Source organism: Methylibium sp. T29 (genome assembly GCF_000576205.1).
GTDB lineage: Bacteria > Pseudomonadota > Gammaproteobacteria > Burkholderiales > Burkholderiaceae_C > Methylibium > Methylibium petroleiphilum.
In genome coordinates this window covers 1-12,367 of sequence record NZ_AZND01000102.1, presented here as the reverse complement: position 1 = coordinate 12,367, position 12,367 = coordinate 1, and the positions used below count along the sequence as shown (strand labels likewise).

General features: G+C 70.6%; 8 protein-coding genes and 1 pseudogene. 6 read left to right on the top strand and 3 right to left on the bottom strand.

Features of this window, described 5'->3' with window-relative positions; all coding sequences use genetic code 11:
- Window positions 1–150: 150 nt before the first annotated feature.
- Window positions 151–819 carry an OmpW family outer membrane protein gene (locus x551_RS12860; protein ID WP_081782239.1) on the bottom strand — a complete coding sequence of 223 codons (669 nt, stop codon included), beginning with the start codon at window positions 817–819 and terminating at the stop codon, window positions 151–153.
- A 490-nt stretch (window positions 820–1,309) separates the two neighbouring features.
- On the opposite strand from x551_RS12860, the gene x551_RS12855 reads away from it, so the two are divergent.
- From x551_RS12855 to x551_RS12845, 3 genes are all read left to right on the top strand, one after another.
- On the top strand, window positions 1,310–2,416 hold the full coding sequence (locus tag x551_RS12855; RefSeq protein WP_051495753.1) for a porin: 1,107 nt from the start codon (window positions 1,310–1,312) through the stop codon (window positions 2,414–2,416).
- Window positions 2,417–2,533: 117 nt separating this feature from the next.
- Window positions 2,534–4,666 carry a polyphosphate kinase 1 gene (gene ppk1 / locus x551_RS12850; protein WP_036233047.1) on the top strand — a complete coding sequence of 711 codons (2,133 nt, stop codon included), beginning with the start codon at window positions 2,534–2,536 and terminating at the stop codon, window positions 4,664–4,666.
- Window positions 4,667–4,685: 19 nt separating this feature from the next.
- Window positions 4,686–5,147, top strand: coding sequence for a histidine phosphatase family protein (locus x551_RS12845; RefSeq protein ID WP_011830583.1), 462 nt, complete (start codon window positions 4,686–4,688; stop codon window positions 5,145–5,147).
- A 16-nt stretch (window positions 5,148–5,163) separates the two neighbouring features.
- On the opposite strand, the pseudogene x551_RS28205 reads toward x551_RS12845, so the two are convergent.
- Window positions 5,164–6,701 (bottom strand): annotated as a pseudogene (locus x551_RS28205) (Ppx/GppA phosphatase family protein).
- A gap of 98 nt (window positions 6,702–6,799) precedes the next feature.
- On the opposite strand from x551_RS28205, the gene x551_RS12835 reads away from it, so the two are divergent.
- Both x551_RS12835 and x551_RS12830 read left to right on the top strand, forming a co-directional pair.
- The gene (locus x551_RS12835) at window positions 6,800–7,672 is read left to right on the top strand and encodes a dienelactone hydrolase family protein (protein WP_036233049.1); all 873 of its coding nucleotides are present in this window, start codon (window positions 6,800–6,802) and stop codon (window positions 7,670–7,672) included.
- 122 nt (window positions 7,673–7,794) lie between these two features.
- Window positions 7,795–8,658 (top strand): ZIP family metal transporter, encoded by an 864-nt coding sequence (locus x551_RS12830; protein ID WP_051495754.1) that lies wholly within the window; start codon window positions 7,795–7,797, stop codon window positions 8,656–8,658.
- A 9-nt stretch (window positions 8,659–8,667) separates the two neighbouring features.
- Here x551_RS12830 and ppc read toward each other — a convergent pair whose 3' ends face one another.
- Window positions 8,668–11,472, bottom strand: a complete 2,805-nt coding sequence (gene ppc / locus x551_RS12825; RefSeq protein ID WP_051512003.1) for a phosphoenolpyruvate carboxylase — start codon at window positions 11,470–11,472, stop codon at window positions 8,668–8,670.
- 108 nt (window positions 11,473–11,580) lie between these two features.
- Here ppc and hemC point away from each other — a divergent pair.
- The coding region (gene hemC, locus x551_RS12820; protein WP_036248825.1) for a hydroxymethylbilane synthase at window positions 11,581–12,367 on the top strand (787 nt) is incomplete at its 3' end.

Genomic DNA, 12,367 nt, shown 5'->3' with positions numbered 1-12,367 from the left:
GTCGGCGACTCGCGCGGCGGCGTGCTGCACGAGGACCTGCGCACCGCCGCGCTGCGCGCGCTGGAGCTGCCGCGTGCGGGCGCTCGGGCACGCGCCCAGCAGTTCGACTGGTCTTCGGTGTGCGACCAGTTCATCGACCTGCTGGTGCCGTCAGAACTGCAGCAGCAGCCCGGCCTGGATCACCAGCGGGTCGAGCTTCGCGTCGGCCTTGACGGGGGCGCCGCCGAGCGCCGGCAGGTTGCCGCTGGCGGTGGTCTTGAGGAAGAGCTTCTTCACGTCGACGAACAGGCCCAGCGTCGGTGAGAGCTTGTAGTCCACGCCGGCCTGCAGCACCGAACCCCAGGCGTTGTCGACCGTGAGGCCGGCGACCGCACCGTCCTTCTCGTCCATCACCAGGTAGTACACCGCGCCCGCGCCGAGATAGGGCTGCAGCCTGCCGCCGGCGTTGAACTGGTACTGCCCGGTCAGCGCCAGCGGCCCGTACTTCATCTCCCCCAGCCGCCCGAAGGCCGCGGCGCTGCCGGTGCCGTCGATGTCCGTGGTGGGCGGGATGCCGACGGTCAGGCCGGCCGACCATTCGGGCGTGAAGCGGTAGCCGATCTCGGCCAGCAGCGTCGTGTCGTCCGACAGCTTGGCACCGGCGCCGGGGACCGGCGCGCCGCCGATGCTGAGGGTGATCTGCTCGTGGAAGGCGATGCGGCCGGGGCCGACGCGCAGCCGCCAGTCTTCGTCGGCCGCGAAGGTGGCCGTCGCGACGCTGCCGAGCAGGCTGAACGCGACAAGGGCACGGCCGATGCGGCCTTGGGTCTCGAGTTTCAACGGACGCTCCGATCTTGTTGTTGCAGTTCCCGTGGCGAATCAGGCGGGTGACAGCACGCCCGCGGCTCCCGCCGCCGCCCCGGCGTGGCCGGAACCGGGCAGATCATAGGGGAAGCCATCGAAGCGACCGAAGGCTACCCGGGCCGGCTGTCACGGCGCTTGCGGAGCGCTGCGGTGGGCCGCGCATCACGCTCTGCCGCCGCGGCCGAGGCGCGCTGAACGGTTGTTCCACCCGCCGATCACTGTGTGACAGGTGGAACGGAAATGTGTCATGGGCCGTGGGAACACATGCTTGCGACCCCCCTTGGTGTTATCCCTTGTTTCCTGGGTTCGGGCTGCTCATTCGCCCCTTCGTCTGCGCCATTGCGGCGCAGACGGGCCTCTTCGGCGCGGATTGAGCAACTGGCATAGCGATTGCGCGCTAACACCTGCGGTTTTGGCCGCGACATGTCGAAACTGATCCAAGACCTTCCCATAACGAGGAGACACCATGACGAAAAAGACGATGGCTCACACCCTTGTCAAACGCTCGCTCATCGCTGGCGCCGTGCTGGCGACGGCCGGCGTGGCCAGCGCCCAGACCGTGACGATCTTCGGCCGCATCGACTCCGGCTTCCAGTACACCAGCAAGGTCGCTGGTTCGGGCGATTCGCTGTCCGAGCTGCACAACGGCGGCATCCTGCCGAGCATCTGGGGCTTCAAGGGCAGCGAAGACCTCGGCGGTGGACTGAAGGCCGTGTTCAACCTCGAAAGCGACTTCGACTCCGGCACCGGCGGTAGCCGCTTCGGTGGCGGCACCACCATCAACGGCATCTTCGGCCGTCAAGCCAACGTCGGCCTTTCGGGCGGCTGGGGCACGGTCCTGGCCGGTCGCCAGTACAGCCCGGCGCTGATCGCCGAGCTGGGCACCGAGCCGCGCGGCTACAAGGAATCGCTGTCGGGCCTGCTGAGCTACGCGGCGGTCCAGCTGCCGGCCGGCAACGACCTGGGTGGCAACAACTTCGGTGGCATCTTCACCAGCAACTCGATCTCATACAGCGGTGCATTCGGCCCCGTGAGCCTCGGCGTGCTGTACGGCTTCGGCGAGCAAGCCGGCGCCTTCTCGGAAGGCCGCACGATTTCGCTGGGCGTGAGCTACAGCGGCCCGGTCGTGCTGTCGGGTTCGTACCAGGCCATCCGTGGCATCGGCGCGGGCACTCAGGCCGAGACCAAGCGCTACGGCGTGGGCGTGGCCGTGCCGCTGGGCGATATCACCATCAAGGCGCTGTACCACCGTGGGACCCAGGACGACGCTGTCGGCGACGAGGTCGGCAAGACCAACAACTTCGGCATCGGCGCGGACTTCCGCTGGAATCCGCAGAACACCGCCACGGTCGCCTACTACTACGGCAAGGAAAAGGTCGCTGCCGACGACAACACCAAGACGCTGGTCCTGAGCAACGACTACGCCCTGTCCAAGCGCACCACGCTGTACGGGCAGTTTGCCTACGTCGATGCCAGCGCCAATGCGTCCATCCGCACGCAGGTGACGCTGGGCGCGACGGAAGCGGGTGAGAAGTCATCGATCGTCGGCTTCGGCATCAAGCACGACTTCTGATCGAGGCATCGAGCACCCCGATGGATCGGGGTTCTGACGAGGGGCTGCATCCGCAGCCCCTTTTTTCTTGGGGCCGCTTGTCATGAAGTTGTCGCACGACTTTCATAGACTCCTAGGATGAGCGCCCTCCCGAAGCCTGCCGACGAGCCTGCCGACGAGCCTGCCGACGAGCCTGCCGACGAGCCTGCCGATCCGAATGCCCTGGCCTGGCTCAACCGCGAGCAGGCTATCCTCGAATTCAACCGCCGCGTGCTGGCCCAGGCCCTGCGCGAGGACGTGCCGTTGCTGGAGCGGCTGCGCTATGTGTGCATCGTCTCGTCCAACATGGACGAGTTCTTCGAGGTGCGCTTCGCCGACTACCTGGAGGCGTCCCGGCTGCCCGGTTCGGGCATCACCTCGCGCGAGATGGCGGAGGTGGCCGCTGCGGCCCATGCGCTGATCGATGCGCAGTACGCTGCCTTCAACGAGGTGGTGATGCCGGCCCTGCAGCGCGAAGGCATCGTGGTGCTCAACCACGCCGAGCGCGACGCCGCGCAGCGCCAGTGGGTCGACGGCTTCTTCCAGCGTCAGGTGCGGCCGCTGCTGGTCCCGGTCGGCCTGGACCCGGCCCACCCCTTCCCGCAGGTGGCGAACAAGTCGCTCAACTTCATCGTCAAGCTCGGCGGGCGCGACGCCTTCGGGCGCGACAACTCGATCGCCATCGTGAAGGTACCGCGCGTGCTGCCGCGCGTGATCCGCCTCCCGGAGCCGCTGGCGCCCGGGCGGCAGGCCTTCGTGCTGCTGTCCAGCGTGATCCGCGCCCACCTCGAGGAATTGTTCCCCGGCCGCACCGTCGAGGCCTTCTCGCAGTTCCGCGTGACGCGCGATTCCGACCTCGACGTCGACGACGACGTGACCAACCTGCGCCAGGCGCTGCGCTCCTCGCTGTCGACGCGCCACTTCGGTCAGGCGATCCGGCTCGAGGTGGTGGCCACCTGTCCGGAGGAGTTGAGCGAGTTCCTGCTTCAGCAGTTTGGCCTGCCCGATGCAGCGCTGTACCACGTGAACGGGCCGGTGAACCTGGTGCGGCTGAACCAGCTGATCGACCAGGCCGAAGCCGACGCGCTGCGCTTCCCTCCCTACGAATGGGCCTGGCCGAAGGGCCTGCCGCGCGGCGAGGGGGCCCAGGGCTCGATGTTCGAGCGCCTGCGCCAGGGTGACGTGCTGATGCACCACCCGTTCGAAAGCTTCGAGCCGGTGGTGCAACTGCTGCGCGAGGCGGTGCACGACCCCGACGTGCTGGCGATCAAGCAGACCATCTACCGTACCGGCGCGCAGTCGGTCCTGATGGACCTGCTGCTCGAGGCGGCGCGGCGCGGCAAGGAGGTGATGGCGGTCGTGGAGCTGAAGGCACGCTTCGACGAAGAGGCCAACATCAACTGGGCCGAGCGCCTGGAGGCGGTCGGTGCGCAGGTGGTGTACGGCATCGTCGGCCTGAAGACGCATGCCAAGCTGCTGCTGATCACACGCCGCGAGGCGGGTGCTCGCGGCCCGCTGCTGCGGCGCTACGGCCACCTGTCGACCGGCAACTACAACCCCAGGACGGCACGCCTCTACACCGACATCGGCTGCCTGACGGCCGACGGCGGCCTGACCGCCGACATCGACCTGGTGTTCCAGCAGCTCGCGAGCCTGACGCGCGGCAAGGCGCCGAAGCAGCTGCTGCTCGCGCCGAGCAGCCTGCACCGTCAGATGCTGCGATTCATCCAGCGCTGCACCGAGGCAGCGCGCAGCGGCCAGGCCGCGCGCATCGTCGTGAAGATCAACTCGCTGACCGACGAGCCGCTGATGCTGGCGTTGGCCGAGGCCTCGCAGGCCGGCGTCGAGATCGACCTCGTCGTGCGCGGGGCCTGCATGCTGCCGCCGGGCCTGCCGGGGGTCACCGAGCGTGTGCGCGTGCGTTCGGTGGTGGGGCGCTTCCTCGAGCACACCCGCATCCTGTACTTCCGTTGGGGGCCGACCGACGACGACGAGGTGCTCTACCTGTCGAGCGCCGACTGGATGACGCGCAACATGCTGCGCCGCATCGAGGTGGCCTGGCCGGTGCGCGATGTGCGCGACCGGCAGCGCGTGATCGACGAGTGCCTGCTGCCCTACCTGCACGACCGCCGCGATGCCTGGCGCCAGCTCGCCGACGGTCGCTACGAGCGCATCGGCGCCGACGGCCCCAGCGCCCAGCAGGCGCTGATGACGCGCTACCACCCGGCCTGAGCGGGCCTCCGGACGCGGCATGGACCTGATCCTCTGGCGTCACGCCGAAGCGCACCTGCTGCGCGAGGGGCAGGCCGATACCCAGCGGGCGCTCACCGCCAAGGGCGAACGGCAGGCGCAGCGCATGGCCGAGTGGCTGAACCAGCGCCTGGCCGAATCGACGCGCGTGCTCGTCAGCCCGGCCTTGCGGGCCCAGCAGACGGCGCGCGCGCTCGACCGCAGCTTCAGGACCGTGGCGGCGCTCGCCCCCGAGGGCACTCCCGACGACCTGCTGGCCGCGGCACGCTGGCCGGACTCGAACGAGCCGGTGCTGGTGATCGGCCACCAGCCCACGCTGGGCTTCGTGGCGGCGCGGCTGCTGGCCGAAGCCGAGCGCTACTGGTCGATCCGCAAGGGCGCCGTCTGGTGGCTGCGGCACCGAGAGCGCGAAGGCGTGGTGCAGGTCGTGCTGCAGGCGGTGCAGGGGCCCGACCTGCTCTGAACGGGAGCGGCGGTGCTCAGCCGCCCGTGCGGACCGCCAGCTTCAGGCGGCCGGCCCGTTCCCAGGCACGCACCTCCTCGCCCAGCAGGTGCATCGTGCGGGGATGGCCGTCGGCCCAGGCGCGGTCGATGCGGAGCAGCGCGCCGTCGTCGGTGCGCCGCAACGCCACCACCCGCTCCGGCACGTCGTTGCGGGCATGGCACAACAGCGCTGCGAGGCGGAGGCTGAGCACCGGCCACAGCGTGGCCTCCTGATCCAGCGTGGAATCGAGCTTGCGCAGGCTGCCGCGGTGGCCGAGCACCAGCTCCGCCACGCGCCGCTGCTGGCTCTGCGAGAAGCCCGGCGCGTCCACGTGCGCCAGCAGGTAGGCGCTGTGGCGGTGGTGGTCGTGGTGCGACACCGACATGCCGATCTCGTGCAGCGCTGCGGCCCAGGCCAGCTCGCGCGCAGCCTCGGTGTGGCCGTTGCGCGGCGTCGAGGTGCTCCGGTACAGCGAACCGGCCAGGCGCTGCACGCGCGCGGCCTGGGACAGGTCGCTGCCGAAGCGGCGCTGCAGCTCGTGCACCGAGGTGTCGCGCATGTCCTGCCGGTGCGCGTGGCGGGCCGGGGCCTGCGCCGCCTCCAGGCGCTCGGCCAGGTCGAACAGCACGCCCTGGCGCAGGGCGCCGCGTGCAGGCTGCAGCGCGTCGATGCCGAACTGCAGCGCCAGCGTGTAGAGGATCGACAGGCCGCCGCCCAGCACCGCGCGGCGTTCGGGCTTGAGCCCCGGCAGGTCCAGCGCATCCTGGTGACCGGCGGCGAGGCAGGTCTCGATGCACCAGCGCAGGCCCACCGGGTGATGACGCCGTCGCTGATGCCGTTGGCCGCCAGCAGCTGCGACACCGCACCCACCGTGCCCGAGGAGCCCAGCGCCTCGATCCACTGTCCCGGTGCGAAGGGCTGCAGCGCCTCCTCGAGCTCGGCGCCGGCCGCCACCTGCGCGGCGCGGAAGGCGTCGGCCGTGAAGCGGCCGTCGGGGAAGTAGCGCATCGACAGGCTCACGCTGCCGACCTGGAAGCTCTCGGCCTGGCGCGGCGTGCGGCCCTGGCCGAGGATCATCTCGGTGGAGCGGCCGCCGATGTCGATCACGATGCGCGGCCGCTCGCTCGGTTGCAGGCGCGCCACGCCGGCGAAGATCAGGCGCGCTTCCTCGCGGCCCGAGATGACCTCGATCGGGTGGCCGAGCACGGTGCGCGCTCGCGCCAGGAAGGCGTCGCGGTTCCTGGCCTCGCGCAGCGTCTGGGTTGCCACGGCACGCACCTGGGCCGGCGCGAAGCCGCGCAGCCGCAGTGCGAAGCGCGCCAGGCAGGCAAGCCCACGCAGCTGGGCCTCCTCGTTCAGGCGGCCGTCGGCGTCGAGCCCGCCACCGAGGCGCACGGTCTCCTTCAGGTAGTCGATCCGCTTGTAGCGGCCCCGGATCAGCTGACCGATCTCGAGGCGGAAGCTGTTGGAGCCGATGTCGATGGCAGCCAGCGGGGCGGCTTCGGGGAACTCGGGCAGGGCGGTCGTCGGCATGGTCGGGATTGTCCCTGCATTCGGTGACGCCACCCTCACCACGGCAGGGCCGGCAGCCTCTTCCTAGAATCCGCCGCACCCCGACACTGGAGCGAACGATGCTGAAGCAGGATCTCGACAGCCTGACCCCGACGCGTGATTTCAGCCGGCGCGATTTCGTCGCCACCTCGCTCGGTTCCGGCTTCGCCGCGGCGGTGCTGCCGGTGTCCGCGCAGACCGTCGCCACCGACACGGCCGGATTGACGGCCGGACCGGTGAGCATCCCGGTCGGTGGCTTCGCGCTGCCGGCCTACCGCGCCGCGCCGGCCGGCAAGGGCGACCTGCCCATCGTGCTGGTGATCAGCGAGATCTTCGGCGTGCACGAGCACATCGCCGACATCGCGCGGCGCTTCGCGAAGCAAGGCTACCTCGCGATCGCGCCCGAGATGTTCGTGCGCCAGGGCGACGCCAAGGCCTACAGCGACATCCCGAAGCTGATCGCCGAGGTGGTGTCGAAGAAGGGCGACGCCGAGACGATGCAGGACCTCGACGCCACCGTCGCGTGGGCGGCCGCGAATGGCGGCAACCGCGCCAGGCTCGGCGTCACCGGCTTCTGCTGGGGCGGGCGCATCACCTGGCTCTACACCGCGCACAACCCGCAGGTGAAGGCCGGCGTGGCCTGGTACGGCCGCCTGGTCGGCGAGGCCACGCCGCTCGCGCCGAAGCACCCGGTCGACGTCGCCGGCAGCCTGAATGGCCCGGTGCTCGGCCTCTACGGCGAGAAGGACGGCGGCATCCCGCTTGACACCGTTGATAAGATGAAAACTGCTCTGGCGGCCGGGAACGCCGCGGCGAAGCAGTCGATGTTCGTCGTCTACCCCGACGCGCCGCATGCCTTCCATGCCGACTACCGGCCGAGCTACCGCAAGGAGGCGGCCGACGACGGTTGGAAGCGCTGCCTGGCCTGGTTCAGGGCGAACGGCGTGGCCTGATCCGGCCGCCGGCCCCCAGAGCGAGCCGCGCCTTCGGGCGCGGCTTTGTTTTGCCCGACGACGCACACTAGCGGACCGAGCAGCGAGCGAGCGAGAGTGAGAGAAGAAAGAAGAACATGTCGATGACCCTGTTGTGGATCGTGCTGGCCACCTTCGCCGGCGGCGTGCTGTCGGTCGTGATCGCGGCCGGCCTGACGGTCTCGGTGCTGTCGCTGATCGTGCGCCACCTGGTCAGCCTGTCGGCCGGCGTGCTGCTCGGCACCGCGCTGCTCAAGCTGCTGCCCGAGGCCTTCGAGACCGGTGGCTCGCCGCAGGCGCTGTTCGCCACGCTGCTCGGCGGCCTGCTGTTCTTCTTCCTGCTCGAGAAGGTGGAGCTCTACCGCCACAGCCACCACCACGAGGGCGATGGCCACCACCACCACCACCACTTCGATGCCGAGCAGGCCGGCCGCGGCGGCTGGAGCGTGCTGCTCGGTGACAGCATCCACAACTTCTGCGACGGCGTGCTGATCGCCACCGCCTTCCTCGCCGACCCGCACCTGGGCGTGGCCACCGCGGTGGCGGTGATCGCCCACGAGATCCCGCAGGAGGTGGGCGACTACATGGTGCTGCTCAACGCCGGCTTCTCGCGCGCCCGCGCGCTGGTCTACAACGCGATCTCCGGGCTCGCGGCAGTGGTCGGCGGTGTGCTGGGCTACTTCGTGATCCAGCCCTTCGATCCCTGGGTACCCTACCTGCTGGTGATCGCCTCCAGCAGCTTCATCTACGTTGCAGTGGCCGACCTGATCCCGCAACTGCAGCGCCGGCTGGCCTGGCGCGAGACGCTGACCCAGCTCGCCTGGCTGGCCGCCGGCCTGGGCGCGATGGCGCTGATGTCCGCGCTGACGGACGAGCACCATCACGCCAGCGGCGAAGCGCACCCAGAGCACGCGCACGAGGCGGCCGCCGCGCCGTCCCCGGCCGGATCGGCCGAGCCGGCGCGCTGAGCCCCGCGCTCAGCCGGAGTTGCGCAGCCCGGCCGCCACGCCGTTGATCGACATGTGGATGCCGCGCTGCACGCGCTCGTGCAGCTCGCCGCGCCCCTGCTGGGCGCGGTAGCGGCGCATCAGCTCGACCTGCAGGTGGTTCAGCGGATCGATGTAGGGCAGGCGGTGCTCGATCGAGCGCGCCAGCGCCGCATTGCCGGCCAGCCGGCGCGGCTCGCCGGTGATGGCGGCCAGCACGGCATCGGTGCGCTGCCATTCGGCCTGGATGGCCGCGAAGATCTTCTTCGCGGCGCGCTTGTCCGGCACCAGCTCCACGTAGCGCGTCGCGATCGCCAGGTCGCTCTTGGCCAGCACCATGTCGATGTTGGACAGCAGCGTGCCGAAGAACGGCCACTGCGCATGCATGCGCTGCAGCAGCGCGAGGCGCTCCTTGCGCAGCTTGGGCGCGTCCCCCAGGAAGCCCTCGACGGCCGAGCCGAAGCCGTACCAGCCCGGCAGCGCCACGCGGCATTGGCCCCAGCTGAAGCCCCAGGGGATGGCGCGCAGGTCCTCGATGGCGCGCGTGGCCTTGCGCGAGGCCGGCCGCGAGCCGATGTTGAGCTCGGCGATCTCGCGGATCGGCGTAGCGGCGAAGAAGTAGTCGGCGAAGCCCGGGGTCTCGTAGACCAGCCGACGGTAGGCCGCCATGCTGAGCTGCGACAGCGTGTCGGCGGTGTCGAGGAACAGCTTCGGCGCGTGGCGCTTCGGCGGCAGCAGCGTGGCCTCCAGCGTCGCCGCCACCAGGGTTTCGAGGTTGCGCCAGCCGATCTCGGGGTTGGCGTACTTCGACGCGATCACCTCGCCCTGCTCGGTGAGGCGGATCTGGCCGTTCACGGTACCCGGAGGCTGCGCCAGGATGGCCTGGTAGCTCGGGCCGCCGCCGCGGCCCACGGTGCCGCCGCGGCCGTGGAACAGGCGCAGCGTGAGGCCGTGCTCGCGCTTGAGCGGCTCGAACAGCTCGACCAGCGCGGTCTCGGCCCGGTAGAGCTCCCAGTTGCTGGTGAAGAAGCCGCCGTCCTTGTTGCTGTCGGAGTAGCCGAGCATCACGTCCTGCTCGCAGTACTGGTCGGCGCCGCTGCGCAGCACCAGCGGCAGCACGCCCGGCAGCGCGTAGAACTCGCGCATGATGGTCGCGGCCTGGCGCAGGTCGGTGATGGTCTCGAACAGCGGCACGACGATCAGGTCGCAGCGCGCGTCGGTGTCGAGCGTGCCCTGCAGCAGGCCGGCTTCCTTCTGCAGCACCAGCACTTCCAGCAGGTCGCTCACCGTCTCGGTGTGGGAGATGATGCAGTGGCGGATCGCGGCGTGGCCATAGAGGGCCCGGCCCTCGCGCGCGGCCTCGAAGATCGCCAGCTCGCCGCGCGTGCGCTCGCTGTAGACGGCGCCGCGCACCTGCAGGCTGCGCGCGTCGTTGAGCAGGCCCAGCAGCAGCGCGACCTTGGCCTCCTCGGGCATCGCTGCGTAGTCGGCCTCGATGCGGGCGCCGGCCATCAGCTCGGCGAGCACCGCCTCGTGCTGGTCGGAGCTCTGGCGCAGGTCGACGGTGGCGAGGTGGAAGCCGAACACCTGCACGGCGCGGATCAGCGGCTTGAGGCGCGCCGCCGCGAGCGCCGCGCCGTGGTGCGAGGCGAGTGAGGCCTCGACGGTGCGCAGGTCGGCCAGCAGCTCCTCGGCGGTGGCGTAGGGCGTGGACGGCGCGACCGCGTGGCGCAGCGCCTCGGTGCCGGTCAGCGCCGTCAATGTGCCGGCGAGGCGCGCGTACACGCCGATCAGCGCGCGGCGGTAGGGCTCGTCGAGCCGGTGCGCGTTGTGATCGCCGGAGCGGTCGGCCAGCGCTTGCAGCTCCGGCGTGACCTGCACCAGCAGCGCCGAGATCGACAGCTCGGCGCCGAGTTCGTGCACCTCGGTCAGGTAGAAGCGCAGCACCGTCTCGCTGTGGCGTGCCAGCGCGAGGCGCAGCGTCTCGGCCGTGACGTTGGGGTTGCCGTCGCGGTCGCCGCCGATCCAGTTGCCCATGCGGAAGAACGGTGCGACCTCGAAGCCCGGCAGCAGCGCCTCCAACTCGGCATAGAGCTTGGGGATCTGGCGCAGGAAGGTGCTCTGGTAGTACGACAGCGCGTTGTCGATCTCGTTGGCGACGCTGAGCTTGGAGGTGCGCAGCAGCCGCGTCTGCCACAGCTGTGTGACGCGGGCGCGCAGCATCGCCTCGTTGGCGGCGCGCTCACGCTGCGTCGGCAGCGTGTCGCGCGCGCCGATCAGCTCGGCCACCGCGCGCTCGGCGTCGAGCACGCTCTTGCGCTGCACTTCGGTCGGGTGGGCGGTGAGCACCGGCGACAGGTAGGCGTGGCCCAGCAGATCGGCGATCTCGGTGGCGCGCACGCCGCGCTTGGCGAGCCGCTCGAAGCTCATCGCCAGCGAGCCCTCCTGCACGTGGCCGAGCTGCTCGTGGTGCTCGCGGCGCCGCACGTGATGGCGGTCCTCGGCCAGGTTGGCGAGATGGGAGAAGTAGCTGAAGGCGCGCACCACCGACACCGCCTGCTCGACCGACAGGTTCTTCAGCAATCGGTCCAGCGCGCGGCCGGCCTGGGTGTCGCGCTTGAGCCGGTAGGCCACGGCGAGCTGGCGGATGCGCTCGATCAGCTCGAAGGCCGGTGCGCCCTCCTGCTCACGGATCACGTCGCCCAGGATGCGGCCGAGCAGGCGGATGTCCTCGATCAGCGGGCGGTTCTTGTCGGCGCCGCGGTCGGCGCTGCGGGGGGTCTTGGCGGTGGCCATGGGCGGAAGGAGGGTCGAGTGGAAGGGGCTGGCCCGAAGGCGCAAGGATGCTAGCAGCGCTCATGCCAGCGGCTTCGGTGCGGCCCGAGGCGCTGCTAGCATTCCCGCATGGAAGCGAGCACACAAGCCTGGGTCATCGCGACCCGCGAGAGCCGGTTGGCGCTGTGGCAGGCCGAGCATGTGCGCGCACTGCTCGGCGCGCGCCTGGATGCGCCGGTCGAGCTGCTGGGGATGACGACGCGCGGCGACCAGATCCTGGACCGCACGCTCAGCAAGGTCGGTGGCAAGGGCCTGTTCGTCAAGGAGCTCGAGACCGCGCTGGAGGCCGGTGACGCCCACCTCGCGGTGCATTCGCTGAAGGATGTGCCGATGGACCTGCCCGTCGGTTTCGTGCTCGCCGCGGTGCTGGAGCGCGAGGACCCGCGTGACGCCTGGGTCTCCCCACGCTACGCCGACCTGGCCGCGCTGCCGTCCGGCGCGGTGGTCGGCACCTCGAGCCTGCGGCGGTTGAGCCAGTTGCGCGCCCGCCGGCCCGACCTGCGCATCGAGCCGCTGCGCGGCAACCTCGACACCCGCCTGCGCAAGCTCGACGAAGGCCAGTACGACGCCATCGTGCTGGCTGCTGTCGGCCTGAAGCGCCTGGGTCTGGCCGAGCGCATCCGCAGCGTGTTCGAGGCCGACGCGATGATCCCCGCCGCGGGCCAGGGGGCGCTCGGCATCGAGCTGCGGGCCGATGCGCCCGAGCGCCATCCGGCGCTGTGGGCCGCCCTGCGGGCGCTGACGCACGAGCCGAGCTGGCTGGCGGTGCATGCGGAGCGCGCGGTCTCGCGTGCACTGGGCGGCAGCTGCAGCATGCCGCTGGCGGCGCATGCGCAATGGCAGGCCGATGGCCGGC

What these genes read in the sequence shown, in the direction of transcription:
- x551_RS12830 (WP_051495754.1), top strand. Translation starts at nt 7,795, where the DNA reads ATGACCCTGTTGTGGATCGTGCTGGCCACCTTCGCCGGCGGCGTGCTG.
- x551_RS12845 (WP_011830583.1), top strand. Translation starts at nt 4,686, where the DNA reads ATGGACCTGATCCTCTGGCGTCACGCCGAAGCGCACCTGCTGCGCGAG.
- x551_RS12835 (WP_036233049.1), top strand. Translation starts at nt 6,800, where the DNA reads ATGCTGAAGCAGGATCTCGACAGCCTGACCCCGACGCGTGATTTCAGC.
- x551_RS12855 (WP_051495753.1), top strand. Translation starts at nt 1,310, where the DNA reads ATGACGAAAAAGACGATGGCTCACACCCTTGTCAAACGCTCGCTCATC.
- ppc (WP_051512003.1), bottom strand. Translation starts at nt 11,472, where the DNA reads ATGGCCACCGCCAAGACCCCCCGCAGCGCCGACCGCGGCGCCGACAAG.
- ppk1 (WP_036233047.1), top strand. Translation starts at nt 2,534, where the DNA reads ATGAGCGCCCTCCCGAAGCCTGCCGACGAGCCTGCCGACGAGCCTGCC.